A 22,043-nucleotide genomic window follows, 5' to 3' on the forward strand; every position below is an offset into this window, starting at 1 on the left:
AACTCCAAAACTCCCTTATATGACAACACAACAAATGGCTCAGGCTGCACGCCAGACCAGTGACGACGTGATCGGTCAAGCCTTCGACCAGGCCACACGCTGGACACGTGACTATGTATTCGATATCCTGAAAGACCTGGGTATCCATTACATTTTTGGTGTACCAGGTACCAATGAAATTCCTATTATTGATGGTACTTCTTACCCCGAAAATGAAGTACGCTATATTGAATGTCTTCATGAAAACATTGCCATTGGTGCCGCAATGGGATCGGCCCGGATAACAGGTAAACCAGGTGTACTGGTTGTACACGTTACCCCGGGTATTGGCCATAGCATAGGCAACCTGTTCAATGCTTACCGTTCCCAGGTGCCACTGGTGATCCTTTGTTGCCAGCAACAGAATGAACTGGTCACCCAGGAACCACTACTCGCATCTAACCTGGTGGACCTTGCCAAACAGTACACTAAATGGGCGCATGAAGTACGTACCCCTGAGGAAATTCCATTAGTATTACAACGTGCGTTTAAAGAAGCGATGGCGCCACCTAATGGCCCTGTATTCATATCCATCCCATGGGACTTTACCATGGTAGCCATTGAAGATGAAGATAAGGTGAAAGGCGTGACCCGTATTTCCCCACATTTTGTAGGGGATGATGCAGCTATCAAACAGGCTGCAGGTATTCTTGCTGCAGCTAAGAATCCGGTCATAGTAGCAGGCGATGCAGTAGGGTATGCAGATGCCTGGGCAGAGCTGCAGGAACTGGCTGAACTGCTGGGTGCACCCGTAGTATTGCAAAGCTTTAGCAGCCTGGCTAATTTCCCTAACAATGACTATCACTGGCAGGGAGAACTGCCCGGTAGTCAGGCAGGCATACAGGGTGTGTTCAAAGACCATGATGTAGCATTCCTGGTTGGATTTGGTGCACAGGCACAGCTGGCAGTATATAAATATTCCGACGGACCACTATTCCCTCCTGAACTGAAACAGGTATACCTGACTAACAATACCTGGGATATTGCGAAGAACTATTATGGAGAATCAGCCATTTTCGGCGATATTAAAGCAACACTGCCTATACTGAACGGTTATATTAAACCAACTCCTCCGGCAGGTGCTGCTGCTAGAAATGAACAGATGCGGTTGTTGTCTGTAAAAAGAACGGCAGACTGGGATGCTTACCTGCTGGAAGCCATGGAGCAGGAAGATATATGGTCTGTTGTTATTGCCAATGCATTGAAAGAGGAGATTGAAGAAAGAAAGCTGGTAGACAACTTCGTATACGTGCATGAAGCAGTATCCGATGGCGCACCTTTTCAGTATTACCTGCCATTCAGCACCAATGGTGCTAAACCAGTAAGCTATTACTGTGTAGCCGGAGGTTCATTAGGTTGGTCAATGCCGGCATCCCTGGGCATTAAACTGGAAAATGCCTCCTCACAGGGCACCGGTACAAAGCTGGTGATCAATGCAGTGGGAGACGGTTCTTCACTGTTCTATCCACAAACCTACTGGACAGCAGCCCATGAGCAACTACCCATTCTGTATATTATTACAAACAACCAGGAGTACCATACCCTGCAACTAGGCCTGCAACAGGTAGTGGGGGCCTATGGCAGCGCGCCCGGTTATGGCTGGAACCCCAAAACGATGGACCCTCCATATCTGCGTCTCGAAAGGCCCAAACTCGACTTCGTATCACTGGCAAAAGCATTTGGTGGTGAGAACGGAGAAGTAGTGGAAACACCAGGCGCAGTGAAAGCCGCGATCAGGCGAGGCATTGATCATGTACTCACTCAGCCTACTTCTTATATACTGGATATGAGAATAGCTGGCAATACTCCAACAGCTCCATCCACATCCGATTCAATCACCGCCTATTACAGCAAGCAACCAGTATTGGATTATTTCCACCAGGATGCAGTAAAATCAAAACTGTTGGCTGCAGGTAATGGACATATACCATCCAACATTCCTTCAATCTTCTAAAACCATTATCATTATGGCAAATGAACAAATCGATATCGCTATCGTAGGTGGCGGTGTTTCCGGGGTATATAGTGCCTGGAAACTGAAAAAGCAATTCCCCAATCAAAAGATCGTTGTATTCGAAGGCAGTGATCATATCGGCGGACGCTTATTGTCAGTGAAACCACCTGAAATTCCCTACATGACAGCAGAACTGGGTGGTATGCGTATCCTGGAAAATACCCAGAAACTGATCGTAGACCTGATTGATACCCTCAATGAAGAACTACCGCCAGAAGAAAAGATCACACTCTATGATTTTCCGGTGGACGAACCTCAGAACCTGGCCTACCTGCGTGGTGAATACCTGCGCCTGGTCGACTTTGTAACCAGGCCGGATAAGGTGCCCTACAATATGTCGTTCCTGGAAAAAGGGAATGGTCCGGGTACTATCATTGTGAATGCCATTGAACAGATTGTACCAGGTATCACTAATCCTGATCTGACAGAAGAAGAACGTCGTGAAATGACCCGGGAAGCCTCTTTTGATGGCGTGCCTTTATACCAATGGGGTTTCTGGAACCTGTTGTACAGGGTGATCAGCAGTGAAGCTTACCAGTTCAGTATGGATGCGGGTGGTTATGATTCTACGCTGGTGAACTGGAATGCAAGCGATGCTATTCCCTGGTATTTATCAGACTTTGGTATCTCTCCAAAATACAAAGGCTTTACCAATGGTTTCCAGCAGGTTCCTATTGCCCTGGCAGAGCTGTTTGAAAAGGATGGGGGAGAAGTGCGCCTGGAACAGCAACTCAGTGGATTTGAATATACAAACGGACAGTTTACACTCACTTTCAGTAATAGCCAAACTATTATTGCAGGAAAACTGATCCTGGCTATGCCTCGTCGTGCACTCGACCTGGTAACGCCTGGTAGTCCCCTGTTACAACAGATCCAGCCATTGATCAAGAGTGTAACACCAAGACCACTGTTCAAACTCTTCACCACTTATGCGAATCCATGGTGGAGAATAGCTGGTTATACCACTCCGGATGGGCAATTCGTGCCGGTACAATCAGGCCGTTCTGTAACTGACCTGCCGGTAAGACAGACCTACTACTGGCCAAACAGTAATGGTACACCAGCAGTGAATGGCAGGGCGATGTTGCTGGCCAGCTATGATGATGGTAATAATATAGGTTTCTGGGATGGATTAAGACCTCAGCGCAGTGAAGCCTGGAAGGCAGGTCGTTCGCATGCGAAGATCGCTGATCCATTTATTGGAGATGATGATAAAAAGGGTGCAACAACACCACAGGGTCAGCTGAACCAGACATGGGACGAATACCAGGCGCCCCGTCGTATGGTGGATGAAGTAGCCCGCCAGTTGCAACAGATGCATGGATTGGATTATACGCCATTGGTGAAGAGTGCTGCTTTCCGCGATTGGGGAGAAGATCCATATGGTGGTGGATGGAATAGCTGGAATATAGGTGTGAAGAGTTGGGAAGTAAGAGACCAGATTACATACCCGATAGCAGGAACACCATTATATATTTGTGGAGAAGCATATTCTGATGCGCAGGGATGGGTAGAAGGGGCTTTGCAGACAGCAGAGATCATGTTGGGTAAGTTCCTGTCAGCGCAATTGGCGAATGCTAAGCAAGCTAATAATGTTAGTCAGCTGCAACCCAGCTGATAAATGGATGATATGATATACTGACGGCAAAGCAGGTATTAAACTGCTTTGCCGTTATTTATTGGTGCCAGATAAGTTCCTACCAAAATCTCTTACCGGACTGACCAGGAACATATTTATTACAAATAATTATCATTAGGTTAGTACCTTACTAACATTATAGTACTATGAAATTATTCTATTATTTGGCTCTTTCCATGTTATGTTTTACTGCCTGCAACAGTACTCAAAGTAAAAAACTAGTTAAAAAAGAGGGGCTTGTCATAACAGACAAACTTTTAGGAACTACATCCTTATGTAGTATTGGCGAAGTGATTAAAACACTTGCTCCAGCGAGGGTTGACACGACCAACACTGATTATGAGAAAGGAAAATGGTATTATGTGAAAGCTACCTTGAAAGATAGCTCTTTCCTGCTGATGGAAACTTCGGATATCAGTTCCGGCAAGGTACAGCGTTTATCAACAAATTCTACTAAAGTAGTGACTACAACAGGATATGGTGTTGGAACCACTATAGGAGATTTGTTCGACAGGAATGAAGAGGTGGCTGTGACAAAGGAGTGGAGTAAGATATTCTTCAAGATCAAAAAAGATAATGTATCTCTTCAGGCTGATGAAAGGTTTTTCCAGGATTTACCTGCAGAACTGACTTTTGATGTTTTTAAAAAATATCGTCAGGTACCTTTGACATTACTGGTTATTACACCTGTTTGTCAGTAAGCAGGGGTATTGGGGGCGGGTGAGGTCGATCGTGTCGGCAGATTTTGCCGTAATTGGTGAGAGGGGTATTGCTCCCAATACCTGTTGTTTCCAATTGGATTTTGGTTTGCACCCGATGATGTTATGCATAACGTACAGCAGGCTGCAAGTAGATGATCTCCGGGTTTAAGTGGAGCATTTTCGAATCGCTGAGGTTTATTTGTAAATTAAGACTGCGACAGGCACATTAGTGGCATAAGATTCGCTGAAACTTCCTAATTTGAACACAATAAACTTTATTCCATGCGGAAGCTTGTTTACGGTATTAACATTAGTTTGGATGGTTGCTGCGATCATACCAAATTCAGCGGCGGAGATGACATTCTCGACTATTTCAGAGAACTGTTGGAAAATGTCGATCTGATCATTTACGGGCGGAAAACTTATGAACTGATGGTTCCTTTCTGGCCGGAGGTTGCTCAAACCCAATCAATGAATGAAGCTGCAAATGCATTTGCAAACGTGTTTGCTAACCTTAAGCGCGTTCTGGTTTCGCGGTCCATGCAGCATGTAGATAACGAGCAAACAATGATTATCCGCGATAACCTGCGGGAAGAGATCTTAAAACTAAAACAGCAGCCCGGTAAAGCGATATCCACTGGTGGGGTAGAGCTACCAGCCCAATTAATCGAATGGGGTTTGATAGATGAATTTCATATGGTCGTTCACCCGCTGATCGTTGGTCAGGGGCGGCGTTTGTTTACCGAAATGTCCTTGCCGGATAACCTGGGTTTGAAATTAATGGGGTCGAAGACGCTGAGTAGTGGGTGTGTGGCACTGCAATATGAAAGGGTTTAAAAGTAGGGATGCAGTTAGGTGCATGAAAATGTTTAAAAGTAAGGTTCTCTTCATGCTATATATGCTCAGGTCCATGTTGATCATGTCCAATTAAAAACAATTATGCCAATAAGTCTTCGTTCCGCATTACTAAGTGCCGTATAATGATTAATAAAAGTTATATCTTTTTCCCGATTTTCGTTACTTTGCGCCCCTATAAATCCTATGTCGTAAACTATGCCATTTATATACCCGCAACCCATTCGATACAAAACAAAGCATAAATAAATAGTCAGATGAGAAAAAAATTGTTCCCTACCTTATTCCTTGTCATGGGATATGTGACAGCGACAAATGCCCAAACCCTCCAGAGCGTAACTACCACCGGCAATTATACCACCAATAGGGTCGTAATCGGTAGTTCAACAGATGATGGCGTCGGTAACCTGCAGGTAACAGGCAAAATTATTTACACTTCTCCTTTCACCAACACATCAACAAGACCACTCATTAGTACAAGTAGTGAGTTCCGTGCGAGAAGTGCCACCAGCTTACTGGCAGATGATGGTTTCATGCGTATCTCCGCCGGTGGGGGCAGTTCCTCCAATGTTAAATCCTACATTGACCTGTCCGGTTATTCTACCGTTGATGACATGAAACAAAATATCGTATTAGGTACTTCCGGCACTGAACGCATGCGTATTTTGTCCAACGGTAACGTCGGTATCGGCACTGTAGCCCCGGACCAGAAATTAACCGTGAGCGGCAACATCTCTGCCAGTGGCAGTATCACCGCCGGCAGTGCTATCCTGAATGGTAATTTTGAACTTGGCTTAGCGCATTCGATCGGACTGTCATTAAGCGATCAATTTACCTATAATGGTAAGCAACAGCCGCATTATGGTATGCAGTGGGTATCAGATCCATGGAATAGCTACGGCCCTTCCTGCTGGTTAGCATCATACGGTGGAATCAAATTATTTACAGGTGGCGTGCAAAGATTCTCAATAGACGCTAATGGTGGTGTGGGCATCGGTGTTACAAACACGATCAATACTGGCTATAAACTTATGGTAGACGGTACCATCGGCAGCAGAAGAGTAAAAGTAACGCAGGATACCTGGTCAGACTTTGTATTTGCCCCTGACTACCATTTACCTTCCCTGGAAGAAGTGGAAAAATATGTGATCGAAAACAAACACTTACCTGACGTTCCTTCAGCTGCTGAAGTAACCCAAAACGGTCAGGACCTCGGTGAAATGAATAAAATCTTATTGCAGAAAATAGAAGAGCTAACGCTCTATATCATTGATCTAAAAAAAGAAGTGAGTGAGCTGAAAGCAAGACAATAAAATAGCCTTAATGAGAATCCGTCCAAAAAAGGGGGCACCTTTTTGGGGATTCTCATCAAGAGGGTCCAAATACTTTTTTAACCTGAACTTTTCCTTCGATTGTTTTAGCCATCAATACATAGTGGCTGTTGCACTAATTTATAATTGCACCTATATTTTAAATGGCGGACGCTGAGCTAAGAGTAAAGAAGATAAACGATATTTTAAGCGGTAAGTGTTCGAACCAAATATTGTTAATTATTAAGCAATTAGGGGAGTCGAATTTCTAGTAAACCAGATAATTCAAAACTCTGAAGGTACGATCAGAATAGCCCATTCGCCATCGTCCTTTAAAATGCCATATTCATGCTTGGTAGCGTTATCTATAAAGCTTGATTTATATGCAAACATTTTACCATTATGGTAATCGGAAAGGTGATCATACTTGCATTCCAGAATCACTTTACCATATTTGTCAACCAGGCCATAGCTTGTACCATAAGAAAATATGCCTTTCCCTTCATCGACCAGTTGTTTCAATGTTTCTGAAACATAAAAAGGGTAATCCGGGCTATCTCCACCATAAATTCCTGCTGATGGTGTAGCATTGTCAATGTAGGATAAATCTTTTGGGAAGGTGGTTACTACCTTTCCAGTACTATCGATCATAAGCGCTGGAGTACCATATTTTTCGCGAACCAGCGCATAGCCTTTATAAAAGACTGTGGCATCTTCATATTTGGGGGCAATAACTACTTCATTTGATTTGTTAATATAACCTTTTAGCCTATCTTTATTTTTCACACATGCAAGTCCTGACATAAATCTTGAAGGCTCTCTGGAGTAAGTATATGGAATAACAAGTTTTCCTTTCAGATCAATAAATCCCCAGTTGCCATCTTCATTTTGCACAGCTGCAAGTCCATCCGAAAATGGTCTGGCTTTGTTGAAAGTAACAGGAATAATAAGTTGAAGATTTTTATTGATGTACCCGTATTGCTTTTTAAGATCGGATTTTATAGGGGTTAATCCATTGGCAAATGGAAGGAAATCGGATAACGAAATAAATGAAATCCCCCCGCTTTTGCTGAGTGGCTGCACAATTGATATATACTTTTTTACATCAAATCTTACAATCTCTTTACCCAGGGTATCTATATAAGCGACGATCCATGTACCCATTGGACTGGGAATCCGTGCGACAGTGTTATCTGTTGTAAACGGAAGGATATCCATATATTTACCTGTCCCTAATGGTTGCCCCTTGATGCTTGGCAATAACCTGTTTACAATTACGCAATTCAAGGGCTACAATCCGGATGCTACATCTACGGATAATGTACTCACCAATGGGTTGTCCAACTCAAATTATCCATTGGCAAAGTCTTTCATCATCGGCTGTAATGTTACCTTCTAACCAGTTAAATGCAAGAATATGAAAAAGAATATCCTCATACCGGCAGTAATTGGCATGTTGCTGACGCTGTGCGCCTGCACAAAAGAATTATTCCAGGAGCCAACTACGGAGAAAAATGCAGGTAGTTTTCCCGGCAATGAAACAGAGGCAGAAGAATATATGAATGCTACCTATGGCAACCTACAGGAAAATGGTCTGTATGGACTATACCTCCCGGCACTTTCCGAAATACCATCTGATAATACCTTTGATGAGGTGCCGGCAAATGATGACGGCGTCTATGGGCAGCTAGACCAGTTTTCAGTCGCACCTGCTAATAATATCATAGCTAGTAACTGGCGACAGTCTTACTATGCTATTCAGAAAGCCAATCTCGTACTGAATCGCATTGATAATATTACCTATGCTTCAAACACCACAAAAGAGGCCAGAAAGGGAGAAATGAAGTTCATCAGGGCCTTGCTATATTTTAACCTGGTTAGATTGTATGGCGATGTACCGCTGGTTACACAGGAAACAACAGATCCGAATACATACTTTGGTCAGGGGCGAAATGCTGTTGCAGATGTATATACCCAGATTACAAAAGACCTCACAGAAGCCATCGACCAATTGCCGGTCACTGCCACACAAAAAGGAAGAGTCGTGAAAACTGCCGCTCAGACCCTGTTGGCAAAGGTGTACCTTACACAGGGAAATTATAGTGCTGCCAAAACCTTGCTGGATGCAGTGGTTAGTTCTGGTAACCATCGGTTAATGAACAATCCTGCAGATGTGTTTAATATCAGTAATGAGAACAATGCTGAAATCATTTTTTCAGTACAATTCGCATCTGGTATAAACGGGAATACAGAAGGGTCTATTATGTTTCAGATCTTCAGCCCTTCTGGTACACAAACCGGTGCAAAGGGACATAATCTGCCTACAAAATCATTGTATAATTTATATACAAATGATGACAAGCGGAAAGGGATATACCTGGATGTGACAGCGGCAGGTGTTCCGTATTGCAAAAAATTGACCAAACCAACCACAGTAATTACAGATGGCGGCAGTGATGTGGTCGTATTAAGATATGCGGATGTACTTTTGATGCTGGCAGAATGTGAAAATGAACTGGGCAATACTGCTGCTGCTATTCCTTATCTTGACGCCATTCGCACAAGAGCTGGATTAGCCGGCACTACTGCCACCACCCAGCAGACCCTGCGGGATGCCATTGCAACTGAGAGAAGATTTGAACTGATAGGCGAGGGGCATCGCTGGTTTGACCTGGTACGCACGGGCACCGCTATCAGCGTGATGAACCAGTGGTTTACAGATAACAATATCCAGATCTCCATTGATGCGCATAACCTGCTGATGCCTGTTCCTCAGGGCCAGATAGACACAGATCTATCCATTAAACAAAATACCGGTTATTAATATGAAACAATTATTGACGTTATTGATGCTGGCAGGTAGTGTAGCTGCTATGGCGCAAAGACCTGTAGACACTATTATTAGCGCGTTTAAAAATCCACAGAGTAAAGAGGTACTGGTAGCAGCACATCGTGGTGATTGGCGAAATGCCCCTGAAAATTCGCTCGCTGCTATCCGCTATGCGATTGCAATGGGAGTGGATATTATAGAAATAGATGTACAGAAAACTGCTGATGGCGTTCTGGTATTGATGCATGATGAGACCATCGATCGTACTACTACCGGCAAGGGGAGAGTGCAGGATGTAACATTTGCTTATCTGAAAACACTGTACCTGCGCAATGGTGCAGGAGTGCCGACTACTCACCGTATTCCTACACTGGAAGAGGCTATGCTGGAAATGAAAGGAAAGGTGATGGTCAACCTGGACAAGAGTTACAGATACATGGATGAAACTTATGCCGTACTTGAAAAAACAGGCACAGTTGACCATGGGATTTTTAAAGGTGAGGCTGCATTGTCAGCATTAAAGGCAGAACATGGTGCTGTCATTGTAAAAGCGTTGTATATGCCAATCATCAACCTGGATAAGAGCGATGCTGCTGCTACATTGCATGAATATCAGTACCAGTTGCATGCTGCGGCATTTGAATTTATTTTCAAAAGTGATACCGCATCGATCTTATCCAACCTGCCTAAAAAAGATTGCCGTATTTGGGTAAATGCACTGTGGGGTAGTTTGAATGGAGGCCATTATGATGATATGGCTTTTGACGATGGTAACTTGAAGGATAGCTGGGACTGGCTGGTGGCTAAAGGGTTTACGATCATTCAGACAGACAGACCGGCTGCGATGCTGGGTTATCTTCGGAGGAAGGGGTTGCACAGATAGTGCGATTTTTTGTGTTGGATTAATGTGGAGAGGTGATTATTGTGGGAGTGGATTAAATAATTGTGGTATGCGGGGAGTTGGCATTGGGGATTGAAAATAAGAAAGCCGGAGATAGTATCTCTGGCTTTTGCCAGGTGCCTGGTAGGGGAAGGTTTTGGGGGCAATTTTTGTTGATTATTAAAGAGTCATTATGATCGGTGTCGTGTGCCACAACCTGTGGCTCACGACACCATGGTCATATCAATGAAGGTAATGATAATAGACTATAGAAATAATCAAAATATGGGTTTGAGCTTTACCCGAAAATGGTTTGATTACTTTCTTCATTGACAGCTACTTTTTCTTAGTCAAACTCAATGTACTATTATATCCCACCTGTAATACCGGATATCCTCTATTAAACGAGTTAGTCACTGCCTTAAATCTTACAAACACGCCATCCGCACTCGTATCTCCCGGATAATAAAACATGGTCACCTCCGGATTTACATAAAATTCTACCTCATTATTAATCACATTCAATCCCGTTCCTGCTATTCGTTGCCATAATAGCTTGATATTATAATTCATCCCAAAATGCCTTGATTTAAGAATAGTCCCCGCATTCTCGACTGAATACCCGATCAGATTATTAGCCATTATACGCCCTGTATCGGAAAACTTGACATCAACGAAGCTATAGTAGATCCCTGTATTCAGCTCAGTCGATACAGTAGAACTTCTCATTTTAAATAAATTTAACTTCAATCCCAAGTTCAGATAAGCATATTGATTCATTGTTAATTTCTCTCATAACTGATGACATGAGGCGATACCGTATCCCCAATTACGACACCGTTGTACTTGCTATCAAATTTTGAATACTGAAAACAAGGTTCTACATAATTAAATATATACAAGTTTAAATGTTTCATCACCGGACTAGAATTAAAGAAAATTTTTGACTTCACTTCTGTTTGCACAAGTCCATTTCCTTGTTTGTTGAAGAGCCCTAACAAGTCAGTATAGATTCGAAAATCAAGATTGGAATTTAAATCCAGACTGGCAGATAACAATTTGTTTTTATATTCACTATTAAATCTTACAGTATCATCATTAGGAATGATGTCGGCTTCGGGCTTTGGCAAATACAGAATTACGTCATTAATTTTTAAGAAGTTATTCGCATCCTTCATATCATACAAAAAATTCAGCTGCGCAAAGCCATCATACCCACTCAGCGGAATATTACTCTTATTCTCAAAGGTACGATGATCCTTAGTTGTTACCCGTATCCACTCAATCACACCTTCCGAAATGTTAAATTCCACGCTGTCCAGGTCAATTTTCGACAATCCGATCGTATCAAACAAATTAACACTTTCAAAATCTTTGTCTGCCGACTTTCCCTTTTTGAAATCCTTCTTCAACTGTTTATTCGCATGTCGTACAACTTTAGCCTTATATTTTGCTTTTAAATACTTATCATATTTGTACTCATATGGATGCTCCGAAAAATAATTAAACCGCCCTACCAAATATCCTTTATTAGCAGCAGTAAGTAAATTCAATTTATCGTTTATCGCTTTTAATATTGTGCTATCTTTATTAACTACGGGGGAAGTAGTGTCTCTATCCAGCTTGATAAATGAGGTGGCATTAGCTGAAGTTAAACAAACAAATATTAATACAAACTGACATAAAAGTAAACGTCTAATCATATGGGGGTTTTTCTTGGCAAATTATTAATTCAAACGCAGTAAAAAAATACCAACTAGTTTGTATTTTTGGGGCGATCAGTTAGTATTTTGGTGCAACAGTATATTTAAAGTCCTTACTTTATTATTTCCTCCGACGTCTCACAATTAAAGGTAAAATGGGCTAAACGAAAATGCAATTCAGGTAGATCTAAATGCATTTCATGATCTATATTATAATCACTTATTGATAATAGCTAATTTTATAAAGAAAAATAAAGTACAAAATCAGGTAGGCCAATTCGAAAAATGATTTGGTAAGTAAAGCATTGCTATTCAAACATCAAAATTAATTACATTAGAGATTATTTGCCTTCATTGAACGAAGGAATCGGGGTGGAGGGCTATTTTCTTAATTTACGAGCAACTCAATTTGAAGCATGACGCATAATGCACCAAAAAAACACCATTTTGTACCGGTTTGCTATCTGAGAACATTTACAAACGCTCAGAAGTCTTTTTGGAAGAAAAGAATCGATAATGGCAGAATAAGTATCACGACACCTTCTAAGGTTTGTTATGAAGAGGATGCAAACCGCTTCAACGTTGAGCAAAGTTTATACTTTAACGGCATTACGGATGAATATCATATAGAAAAGCATGCTTTCAAATTCCAAGAGAACAACTATGGTAAAATCATTTCAAAAATAACAACCTATCAGTCGGAGCCTTTGATACTGGAGGCAAAAATATACCGTCTATTTATCGAGACGCTTGTCACGATAAAACGTCGAAACCCTTCTTTCCGAGAAGGACTTATAAACACTTTTCGTCAAGGGCATACTAGCGAAGAGGGCGTGAAAAAATTTAAACAATTTTTGGCAGGGGTGAGTGAATGTACAGGTGTAGAAATACCTTCTGACCAAAAAATAAGAGAAATGCTGAAGAATCGCGCACAGGATTCAAGTTATTTACATGACATGTATCTTACCGGCTATTTAAATAAGTCCCCTCAATCTGGTATGTCCAGTGTGATTGCTGAACTATATCAACTTAAGCAATATATACTACATGCACCTGCAGATATGGAATTTATAACGTCTGATAATCCTGGATTTACTTTCTTTGAAAATCGGGTTGAAAGTGCAACGGGATTTGGCCGGGAGTATGAGTTTTATTTTCCACTATCACCTAAGACATGCCTTTATGTTACAACCAATGACATGAATAGCGGTAAATCTTCAGAAAAAATACTCTATCACGAGAAAACGGATTCAGACAAAGTCCGATTTATCAACACTGCCACCAAAAAAGTTAGCTCGAAGATTATTATTGCATTTTCCGAAAATGTACTGGTTAATATCTGATAAAATCGTTTATCATTTATTAAACTATAACCAGCGAAAATCATGGTTACAATATCGAATTGCTCCATCGCCACCTGCGATATCTCCGCTTCCCCAATTGGGAAAAACAAATCATTAGCCCGATATTCCCAGAAAAACTGATATGTCATAGGTTTCGAACTGTAGAAACCAAATGTAATACTTGAGCTAATAAGCAGACTCAAGGGGGGAGATATCCTAAAACAAGAAAAGGTCGGAGAAACCTCCGACCTTTTCGCCAGGTGCCCAGCAGCAATAAGTTTTCGAACCAATTGTTACTGATTGCCCAAAAGTTGCACAGTTTATAAGACGCTCATCTGTAAATCTCCCCACAATTTTACATTCTGGAAGGTAACTTAAAAGCCTTCCAGCGTCCATCTACTCTTGTAAGATCCGATGGCTTAAACACAATCTTTATATCACCTTCCTGAAAAATTACGGTTTTTGTAAACGTTTCAACAGCATATTTTTCATCGCGCAAATAAGTAAAGTCGGGAGATAAGCCTATGTATCGGAGTTCCCCGATCACACCTTTTTTATCCCATTGCTTACGCATATCCTGTAACCTGAGGAACCAGCTCTCCGTAATGCTTTCCATAGTATATGCTTTATGCTCAATGTCATGTATGAAATCCCGGTGATCCAGGTTTATACTTTTCATAAACGCCAGCGTATAAGGTTCAGGAGTTACACGTCTACAAAACTGCATCAGCAAAGAATCGTCTTTAGTACTCATCACCCTCGCCATATCTCTAAACAAAGAATCTAATTCAGTATATCCTGAACAGGCATAGGGTTGATACTTACCAACCTGGCCCTTCACATCCATATAAGCCATCTTGTCGTCTTTAAACACAGGTACCATACCATTCACAAACACACCAATATGATCAAATTCTTCTTTCGTAACAGCTTTCCCCGTGCGATCGATAATTTTATACTTCCCAACACTACGTACCTTATAAAATCCACCGGAAATACTCTGCAGATCGTTGAACTGTGCAGCAAGCGTAGTGCTACCAGCAAGCCCGTATTTATCTCCTGCTTTTATCAGCAGCGGTTGCGTATCATCAATCACTGAAAGGAATTTAAGATAGTCATATTTGCACGGGAGCACTACATTCCCATTTGTGGTAACCACACCATATTTACCAGCAGATACAACAATTACACGATGTGCACTCACATCGGCTATAGAATCATATTTTGCGGGAAAAGCCAGTAATTGCGTAGCCTTATTCCACAAAGTTTTTTTAGATTTTATATCTGTAAGCACATACCAGGGTGTGGATTTATTGGCACTATTAGAAAGAAGGTCAAGTGAAGTATACGCAGGTACTAATAATACCTGCCCGTCTGCAGTAACAAAACCATACAGCGAATCTTTTTTTACAAGATAAATCTTCCCTTCAAACCCAAGGCTACTCACGTCATCATAAATAAAAGGGATCTTTACAGTACCATTCATGTTCACAGTGCCCCATTTTCCTTTTTTAGCCGCTGGGAAAAATTTCCGTCCATCATAATTGATGGAATCATAAGCAAAGGGTAATAGTGTTTTCTGATGAACATCTATACAGCCCCAGAACCCGTTTTTCTTTGCAGCAAAACAATAGGCCTCATTTTCAAGGTAACATTGTTTTAGTGCATCATAAGCATAGGGGATCATCATTTCACCACTTCTGTTGATAATCACGCCACTTTTCCCGGTTTGAGGATCTTTTTGGATAGCGCAGGCAGGGTAATCGTACTGCGTACGGTCTTCTATCATCACTGGCTTATCTTGTAAATTATTTTGGGCAAAAACAGGATAGCATAATAAAGAGAATAATAAGGCGACATATGCTTTCATAAGATATAGGGTGTTGGTAGTGTTGTAAGTTCGGCTAAAAGGTGTGTATTTCAAAAATTCTTTTAACAGCTTCTTTAGCCGGCCCGCAACGGGCTTAGATATAAATTGGCGAAAGCCGGAGATATTATCTCTGGCTTTCGCCAATTCGGTGCCCCGGAACAGGTAGGCTTTCTGACCAAATTGTGTTGATTGTTAATGAATTAAAATGGCCCGATGTCTGCTCAATGCAACGCTGCTCCACCCAGTAATTCCGCCAGATAATCTTTTAAGTCCAATGGTTTCCTATGTAACAGCATTTCCAGGGTATCATCAGTGATATCTGCTTCCCCTTTTAAAATGGCGTCTGCTCCACTTATGATTAAATTGATCAGGGCTGGTGGGATACCAGATTGTTGCATACCTTGTCTCATAGTTTCCAATGAAATGGGAGTGTATACAATCGATTTTCCTGCAATGCTGCTAATTAATCCTGCTATTTCACTAAATGTGTAAGAATTAGGAGACGCAATTTCATACGTCCTGTTTTCGTGCATGGTTGGATTAACCAATACATTCGCCAACGCCTCGGCAATATCCTTTCTTGCAACGAAATTAACTTTTGCATTGTCTGCGGGATAATACCATGTCCCGGATTGGAGTGCATCACCTATTAACATTGGTATTATATCCCCATAATATGCATTCCGGAAAATTGTGTACGGAATGCCTGTTTGCTTTAATAGTTCTTCTGTATGATAATGATCAACCGCCGGCTCAAATGTGGAGCTTGCAGAAGCTTTAAGCATACTTGTATAGACAATATGTTTGACACGATTGTCTGCTGCTGCCCGAAGTGCGTTTGCATGTTGTTGCAATCTATGTTCGGTAGCATTTGTAGAGATCAACAACAAGGTATCCACTCCTTTAAAGGCATGTAGCAGAGATGTAAAGTTATTATAATCTCCAATCCGAACGTCAATGTCGTTCCACTTCAAAGATGCATCTCTTGCCATCACCGCAATATCTGCAATATTTTTGATCTGTAAGTATTCCAGAGTGCCCCGTCCTAAATGACCAGTAGCGCCTGTTAGTAAAATCATAGTAGTTTCTTGTTATTTTCGTTTCAGTAAAAATGTTACTTTGGTATATTAAAATTAAAAAGGATCGCTCTTAGAACCAATAAGGCACATGATTATAACCTACTTACACGAATGTTACTAATGCTAATAATCAATTAAATAAAATGGAAAAAAGTTTAGAAAAATATATGGATCATGTAGATTGCCCTATTCGGCAAATACTAGATCGCTTTGGCGACAAATGGTCAATTCTTGTTTTATGTCTATTAAGTCATAAGGGAACACTTCGTTTTAATCAGATCGCCAGTCATATTAATGATATATCTCAGAGAATGCTGACGTTTACCCTCCGCTCATTGGAAACAGACGGACTTGTATCCAGGGAAATATATCCTGAAGTGCCACCTCGTGTTGAATATAGATTAACACCACTTGGGAAAAGCTTAGTTCCATATATTGAAAAATTAGCTGAATGGGCAGCACAGAACATGCCTGAGGTTATGAAGAACAGGAAGGCGTGTGATAAGATCGTAAACCAGGAATACGATCCGGAAATCGAACCTGTTTGAGCCTTAAGATGAGAGGATTATGGAAAGATTGGAAACCACATGCTTCAAGTGAACATGTGCCTGCTTCTCATTTTGTCATTGCATATTATATAAAAATGAAACCAGCTCTTAGAGCTGGTTTCATTTTTACGTAGTTTTTGAGCCGTTTATGTTTAATTAATCAAATTGTTAACTTGGTACGACCTAATATTCCTTCCTCTTTTGTAATACGATCTCTGAAGCAATAACCACTATATCCAACATCGCGTGTACGTGTATTAAACCACAGAACGGGAAAAAACGAATTTATTTTTAAAGCGAGTCAGGGTAAAGTTTTTATAGCGTGTTTTTACTGATATAAACAATAAATACCCGACATGAATATCAAATCGTATCAACACAGCTTAAAGTGGGTAGTGCTATTGCCAATGATGGTAATTCCTGCAAACATCTTTGTTCAAAACTATAGCCCTGCCTTTACAAATGTTATCTGCCACGATGCCACTGGAATTCCTGCATCACTTTATTCACCAGCATTTAGTATTTAAATATTAGCTATGCAACCCACACCCGATAAATTGACGGACCCGGTTTTTTCAAAACCGGAAAATTATAATCGCCTGGATAAAATTCTTTATTCGGTTTATTCGTGATGAACGAGACCTGCCTTTTATTTATTTTACGAGCAGGATTGTCTTGTTCCTGATTCCGTATGCCCTGGTTTTGTTCAGTCACCTGCTGGTAGGAACGTACTGGATTGCAGCGGCAATTATTTACATAATACTCAATGCTGCTTTTTTCATTGGCCGGTTTTCGCTGATGTTTCATTGGGCTGCTCACCGAACTTTATTTAAACTATATACTTCCCTATTTGATCACTCCCTTTTTCGAGCATATGGTTGATACCTACTATGTCTATCATATTGGGATGCACAATCCCGAAAACAACCTCCGGGACGATGAAAGTTCTACCATGGCGTACCGACGTGATTCTTTGAAAAGCTTCTTGTCGTATCTGTCAAAGTTTATCGTTGGAGGGCTATATGACTTCGCGTCCTATTTTAAAAAGAGAAACCGGAAAAAATTGATGTACAGTGCTATGCGTGGAGAAATTCTGTTGATCGTTGTTTCTTCGGTTTTGTGCTGCTTTAATTGGCCGACCACGTTCTGTGTGCTTATTTTCCGTATTTCTTTTACCGGCTGATTGCTATGCTCGGCAATTGGGCGCAACATGCCTTTATTGATCCGGATGATCCAACAGGACGAATTTATTGCAATGAATATGTTCAATATCTTTCTTTGTGCAAGTGGGATTTCCAGATCAAACCTTTACTATCCTGTAAAATGGATATCACTGAGTTGTGTGCCAATCCATCATTAACCTGGTAGTGTGTAAAATAATATTGCTGATAACAAGATAGTGTGGCAAGCTGCAATATCAGGCTTATAAAAATGGAGATAGAAACAAATATTCGGTTGGGGAAATGTACGAATTTGCCATTGCTGCTCCTATATGTGAAAATCAATCATTTGTAAATGAGTTGGGATAAATCGACAAAAAGTTGAACAGATTATGCACTATTCATTCGTTATTTTGAATGGTACTAAATCAAATCACTTAACTACAAATTCCCTATGAAAAACGAGTTATTTACCAAAACTGTTGTTGCCATCGCATTGGTGACGGCCGGTTGTCAAAAAAAGCAATCGGAGAGCATTACTCAGTTAAGTCTCCCCACGACGATCAGCGTTGCACCTCCATTGGGAACACTGGAGGATAGTGCTATCTATCGCATCAGGGGTTTCTCTTCATTACCAGCCGGCCCGGTCGTTGAAGTGACCGGCAACTCAACGGCTGCAGGTGCAAAAATTCAGCAATGGGGATGGTTTCCCAATAACGGACAGAAATGGCAACTTATAAAGACCGATGCCACTTATTATAAGCTGGTCAATGTTACCAGTAGCAAATGTCTTCAGTCGCCATCGGCAATTTCCGGCGAGGTATTACAGCAAGGAACTGATGATGGTTCTGATGCACAACGTTGGGCAATTGCCTATTCCGGCAGTAACAATGTTTTTTCACTGACCAACAAGCAAACAGGTATGAAAATGGTTGTTGATCCTGAAGATAGTGTGCCCGGCAGAAAAATCAGACAGAAAAGTAGTGTAACAGGCACACAGGATCTATTTGAATTTCGTAACCTCAATTTTAAGAACCCTTTAATTACTGCCAGCCGTCCTGATCCTTTCATAGCGCAAAGAGATGGATATTATTATTTCCTGTATACTAAAGGCAATAAGATAGGTATTACGAAAACTCCATCCATATCATTACTGGCTGCTATGACTGAGACCATCGTCTGGACTCCTCCTGCAGGTACAGCCTATTCATCTAATATATGGGCGCCTGAATTGCATTTCTTATCCGGCAAGTGGTATATTTATTTCGCTGCTGATGATACGGGAGGCGATGATAATCACCGCATGTTCGTGCTGGAGAATCCCAATGCTGATCCAACAACCGGAACATGGACATTCAAAGGAAAAATATTTGATTCAACTGATCAATGGGCTATTGACGGTTCGGTGCTGACCATTGGCACGAAAAATTACTTCATATGGTCGGGTTGGGAGAATGTGGCTACCAAATATAAACAATATATATACCTTGCTCCTATGTCTAACCCCTGGACCATCAGTGGTGCGCGGGTAGCAGTATCATCGCCTACCAATACCTGGGAAAAATATGAGCCCAGTTCAGTAGGGTTGGGTGTGAATGAGGGGCCCATCATGCTACAGAAAGATGCCAGCAGCCCGGTATTCATTATATATTCAGCAAGCCGTTATACGAGTGATAATTATTGCCTGGCGCAGATACAGTTAAAAAGCGGAGGTGATCCCACTGTTGCGGCCGACTGGATAAATAAGAAACAGGTGTTTGTCAGAAATGATGCTAACAGTGTTTATGGACCAGGGCACAACGGCTTTTTTACCAGTAGTTATACAGATGCAAACAATGTGTTGCATACCGAGAACTGGTTTGTATATCATGCGCGTAGTGTAGCCGCGACTACAAACGGAGGCAGAACGGCGAGGATACAAAAACTAACCTGGAATACGGATGGATCACCAAACTTTGGCGTAGCCGGAGCGACAGGCGTTAATATCCCCATTCCGATAGGTGACTGATAAGGTTGTCAGGAGATATTTATGGGAACCAGGCTTCGGTAAGTATGAATAGGAGAGGATTCGATTGATGTAAAAAAGTGAACCCGCTACCAGAGCGGGTTTACTTTTTTGTGCCCGGGTTTTCGGTTACGGTGTGCAAAGTCCGTGATAATAGAACCAAATTGGAGTTGAATATGAAACACCCTCTTTTCGCCAAGTGCCCGGTACCGGTAAATTATCGAACCATTTAAGATGGATTATAAAAACGTTATACCAAAAAATTTAGGGTTAAATCGGAGCTATCTATAGCAAGATAGGCTATTCTATTTGATCTTTTTTGCCTCCTGCTGTTCCCCATTTTGATAAAGTATCAAGGCATTTACTTTACCAGTGTTATCTTTTGTAAACTCCAGTTTCGCTGGAAATTCTCTTGTGAAAAACCTGGTCTGCGTTTCGGGGACTATTTCAAAGCTCCCCTGCCTGGTGGCTTGTGCAAATAGTACTTTACCTTCTTTGTAAATTGTTATAATAAAGTCAGGGGACAGTGCATATTCTCCAATATAGGTTTGTAGCACTGAATTCGGTATAGTTACTGATTCTTTAATGGTGGAATAATACAATCCTTTAAATCCATAGACCTTTGCGACACTATTTATCACTTCAGGTATAATGCTACCGTTGTCAGAGTTCACCATCACCACAACGCCATTCCCGTCTTTCAGGCTTCCGTAATATTGGCAGCGAAATCCTTCATTTCCGCCACTGTGCCCAAAGTATCCACTATCAGGGTCAATAAATACACCCAAAGCCGCGTTTTTATCGAGGTAAGGTGTTAGTCTGAGTGTGGTTGTTGCCTGGTTTAGCACTTTGGCAGATTTGCCTTCAGCAGCCAACTGTGTTTCGATGATATATTTTGCGAGGTCAGTTGGATTTGTCCATAATCCTGCAGGAGCTTCTTCGGGGTAGACATGGTAATTTCCCTCGATTGGTTTCCCATCTCCACGATAACCGGTAGCAAGGAGTGCTGGTTGAATTTCCACAGGTGGTTGGGAAAAGGTACTGGCAGTCATGCCTAAAGGTTGCAATACTTCTTTTTTCATATAGTCAGCATACGGCATATGTGTTATATCCATTACAATCAACTGGGATATCATGGTGCCACCGCCTGAATATTCTGATTTTATGCCAGGTTCGTACATGGAGCGTACGGGGCCCGAGTTTGCGGGTTGCACACCATTCAGGATCTGTATGATAGTTGGCAACGGAGCTCCCTGCTGGTAGCCTCTAAAGCCATGTACTGTCAATCCTGCGGTATGGCTTAACAGGTTCGCTACTGTGATCTTTTTGCCTTTAGTCAGGCTGTCATAAGGAAAGCGCCAGCTGGTGAGATAAGTGTTAATATCCGCATACAAATCCAGTTTATTATTCTGTACAAGTTTAAGGACACCTACCCCATTTAAGGATTTACTAATAGAAGCCGCCTGGAAAAGCGTATTGGCGGTAACTGGTATTTTCAAACTATCATTAGCCCAACCATATCCTTTTGCCCAGATTAGCTTATAATGCTGTATAACAGCAATACTTAGCCCCGGTATTTTATAATGGGTCATTCGTTCAGCTATTGTCCAGGGTGTTTCGCCGGACAATTGTATTGTGCCAACTAAGTTCTTCTCCACCTGCAGTATTTTCTCCTTGTCGGCTTGGGCGTAAGTGGTTAGCTGAATTAACAGGAGTAATGGTATAACGAATAGTTTCATAATTGGTAGTTAGATTATTGAATGGATACCCTAATATATAGCAAAGGTTGGAACTTTTGGTAGAGATTGGACAGGGTAGTTTTACCGGGGAGGCATTGATAACCTGTTCATCAAAGGTGGTCAGGTGGTAGACGGGCAGGTAATCACCGTTCCGAAATCAGTGCTGTTGAAGAAGATTCATGCTCATATTTATGAGTAACAAATGACGGAAGGAATCACTTGTAGAAGATCATAGATAATAGAGACATAAGTAAAGAAAAGGCCGGCTCAGTATTTCATGTTATAATTGGCCCTTATGCTTTTTTCATTATTCCTTCAATCATTAATA

General features: G+C 41.5%; 16 protein-coding genes. 10 read left to right on the top strand and 6 right to left on the bottom strand.

Going from position 1 to position 22,043, the window contains the following annotated elements; genetic code table 11:
- Nucleotides 1-19 precede the first annotated feature (19 nt).
- From ABDW16_RS12470 to ABDW16_RS12490, 5 genes are all read left to right on the top strand, one after another.
- Entirely contained in the window at nt 20-1,993 is a 1,974-nt protein-coding gene (locus ABDW16_RS12470; protein WP_343670125.1) for a thiamine pyrophosphate-binding protein, read from the top strand.
- Between the two features lie 13 nt (nt 1,994-2,006).
- Nucleotides 2,007-3,671: an FAD-dependent oxidoreductase gene (locus tag ABDW16_RS12475; protein ID WP_343670127.1), complete on the top strand. Its 1,665-nt coding sequence runs from the start codon at nt 2,007-2,009 to the stop codon at nt 3,669-3,671.
- A gap of 167 nt (nt 3,672-3,838) precedes the next feature.
- Nucleotides 3,839-4,393: a hypothetical protein gene (locus tag ABDW16_RS12480; RefSeq protein WP_343670128.1), complete on the top strand. Its 555-nt coding sequence runs from the start codon at nt 3,839-3,841 to the stop codon at nt 4,391-4,393.
- 282 nt (nt 4,394-4,675) lie between these two features.
- Nucleotides 4,676-5,230, top strand: a complete 555-nt coding sequence (locus ABDW16_RS12485; RefSeq protein ID WP_343670129.1) for a dihydrofolate reductase family protein — start codon at nt 4,676-4,678, stop codon at nt 5,228-5,230.
- A 275-nt stretch (nt 5,231-5,505) separates the two neighbouring features.
- A complete protein-coding gene (locus ABDW16_RS12490) occupies nt 5,506-6,561 on the top strand; it encodes a hypothetical protein (RefSeq protein WP_343670130.1) in 1,056 nt (351 codons plus the stop codon).
- 282 nt (nt 6,562-6,843) lie between these two features.
- On the opposite strand, the gene ABDW16_RS12495 is transcribed toward ABDW16_RS12490, so the two are convergent.
- On the bottom strand, nt 6,844-7,818 hold the full coding sequence (locus ABDW16_RS12495; RefSeq protein WP_343670131.1) for a WG repeat-containing protein: 975 nt from the start codon (nt 7,816-7,818) through the stop codon (nt 6,844-6,846).
- A 157-nt stretch (nt 7,819-7,975) separates the two neighbouring features.
- Here ABDW16_RS12495 and ABDW16_RS12500 point away from each other — a divergent pair, with 157 nt between their 5' ends.
- Together ABDW16_RS12500 and ABDW16_RS12505 are read left to right on the top strand one after the other, a co-directional pair.
- Nucleotides 7,976-9,382: a RagB/SusD family nutrient uptake outer membrane protein gene (locus ABDW16_RS12500; RefSeq protein WP_343670133.1), complete on the top strand. Its 1,407-nt coding sequence runs from the start codon at nt 7,976-7,978 to the stop codon at nt 9,380-9,382.
- Between the two features lies 1 nt (nt 9,383).
- Nucleotides 9,384-10,271: a glycerophosphodiester phosphodiesterase family protein gene (locus ABDW16_RS12505; protein ID WP_343670134.1), complete on the top strand. Its 888-nt coding sequence runs from the start codon at nt 9,384-9,386 to the stop codon at nt 10,269-10,271.
- A 333-nt stretch (nt 10,272-10,604) separates the two neighbouring features.
- Here ABDW16_RS12505 and ABDW16_RS12510 read toward each other — a convergent pair whose 3' ends face one another.
- A complete protein-coding gene (locus ABDW16_RS12510; protein ID WP_343670135.1) occupies nt 10,605-10,997 on the bottom strand; it encodes a hypothetical protein in 393 nt (130 codons plus the stop codon).
- Nucleotides 10,998-11,050: 53 nt separating this feature from the next.
- Nucleotides 11,051-11,971, bottom strand: a complete 921-nt coding sequence (locus tag ABDW16_RS12515) for a hypothetical protein (protein WP_343670136.1) — start codon at nt 11,969-11,971, stop codon at nt 11,051-11,053.
- A 416-nt stretch (nt 11,972-12,387) separates the two neighbouring features.
- Here ABDW16_RS12515 and ABDW16_RS12520 point away from each other — a divergent pair, with 416 nt between their 5' ends.
- Nucleotides 12,388-13,314, top strand: coding sequence for a DUF4238 domain-containing protein (locus tag ABDW16_RS12520; protein WP_343670137.1), 927 nt, complete (start codon nt 12,388-12,390; stop codon nt 13,312-13,314).
- 355 nt (nt 13,315-13,669) lie between these two features.
- Here ABDW16_RS12520 and ABDW16_RS12525 read toward each other — a convergent pair whose 3' ends face one another.
- Nucleotides 13,670-15,184 (bottom strand): WG repeat-containing protein, encoded by a 1,515-nt coding sequence (locus ABDW16_RS12525; RefSeq protein WP_343670138.1) that lies wholly within the window; start codon nt 15,182-15,184, stop codon nt 13,670-13,672.
- A 221-nt stretch (nt 15,185-15,405) separates the two neighbouring features.
- The gene (locus ABDW16_RS12530) at nt 15,406-16,263 is read right to left on the bottom strand and encodes an SDR family oxidoreductase (RefSeq protein WP_343670139.1); all 858 of its coding nucleotides are present in this window, start codon (nt 16,261-16,263) and stop codon (nt 15,406-15,408) included.
- A gap of 143 nt (nt 16,264-16,406) precedes the next feature.
- Between ABDW16_RS12530 and ABDW16_RS12535 the strand changes: the two genes are divergently transcribed.
- Together ABDW16_RS12535 and ABDW16_RS12540 are read left to right on the top strand one after the other, a co-directional pair.
- Complete coding sequence (locus ABDW16_RS12535) at nt 16,407-16,811, top strand: helix-turn-helix domain-containing protein (protein ID WP_343670140.1); 405 nt, start codon at nt 16,407-16,409, stop codon at nt 16,809-16,811.
- Nucleotides 16,812-18,425: 1,614 nt separating this feature from the next.
- A complete protein-coding gene (locus ABDW16_RS12540) occupies nt 18,426-19,979 on the top strand; it encodes a family 43 glycosylhydrolase (protein ID WP_343670142.1) in 1,554 nt (517 codons plus the stop codon).
- Nucleotides 19,980-20,281: 302 nt separating this feature from the next.
- On the opposite strand, the gene ABDW16_RS12545 is transcribed toward ABDW16_RS12540, so the two are convergent.
- Nucleotides 20,282-21,715: a serine hydrolase gene (locus tag ABDW16_RS12545; protein WP_343670143.1), complete on the bottom strand. Its 1,434-nt coding sequence runs from the start codon at nt 21,713-21,715 to the stop codon at nt 20,282-20,284.
- Between the last annotated feature and the right edge of the window lie 328 nt (nt 21,716-22,043).

Source organism: Chitinophaga sp., from assembly GCF_039596135.1.
GTDB lineage: Bacteria > Bacteroidota > Bacteroidia > Chitinophagales > Chitinophagaceae > Chitinophaga.

Coding starts and splice junctions, on each gene's coding strand:
- ABDW16_RS12485 (WP_343670129.1), top strand. CDS start 4,676: ATGCGGAAGCTTGTTTACGGTATTAACATTAGTTTGGATGGTTGCTGC.
- ABDW16_RS12520 (WP_343670137.1), top strand. CDS start 12,388: ATGACGCATAATGCACCAAAAAAACACCATTTTGTACCGGTTTGCTAT.
- ABDW16_RS12535 (WP_343670140.1), top strand. CDS start 16,407: ATGGAAAAAAGTTTAGAAAAATATATGGATCATGTAGATTGCCCTATT.
- ABDW16_RS12525 (WP_343670138.1), bottom strand. CDS start 15,184: ATGAAAGCATATGTCGCCTTATTATTCTCTTTATTATGCTATCCTGTT.
- ABDW16_RS12480 (WP_343670128.1), top strand. CDS start 3,839: ATGAAATTATTCTATTATTTGGCTCTTTCCATGTTATGTTTTACTGCC.
- ABDW16_RS12475 (WP_343670127.1), top strand. CDS start 2,007: ATGGCAAATGAACAAATCGATATCGCTATCGTAGGTGGCGGTGTTTCC.
- ABDW16_RS12540 (WP_343670142.1), top strand. CDS start 18,426: ATGAAAAACGAGTTATTTACCAAAACTGTTGTTGCCATCGCATTGGTG.
- ABDW16_RS12530 (WP_343670139.1), bottom strand. CDS start 16,263: ATGATTTTACTAACAGGCGCTACTGGTCATTTAGGACGGGGCACTCTG.
- ABDW16_RS12515 (WP_343670136.1), bottom strand. CDS start 11,971: ATGATTAGACGTTTACTTTTATGTCAGTTTGTATTAATATTTGTTTGT.
- ABDW16_RS12545 (WP_343670143.1), bottom strand. CDS start 21,715: ATGAAACTATTCGTTATACCATTACTCCTGTTAATTCAGCTAACCACT.
- ABDW16_RS12490 (WP_343670130.1), top strand. CDS start 5,506: ATGAGAAAAAAATTGTTCCCTACCTTATTCCTTGTCATGGGATATGTG.
- ABDW16_RS12510 (WP_343670135.1), bottom strand. CDS start 10,997: ATGAGAAGTTCTACTGTATCGACTGAGCTGAATACAGGGATCTACTAT.
- ABDW16_RS12470 (WP_343670125.1), top strand. CDS start 20: ATGACAACACAACAAATGGCTCAGGCTGCACGCCAGACCAGTGACGAC.
- ABDW16_RS12505 (WP_343670134.1), top strand. CDS start 9,384: ATGAAACAATTATTGACGTTATTGATGCTGGCAGGTAGTGTAGCTGCT.
- ABDW16_RS12500 (WP_343670133.1), top strand. CDS start 7,976: ATGAAAAAGAATATCCTCATACCGGCAGTAATTGGCATGTTGCTGACG.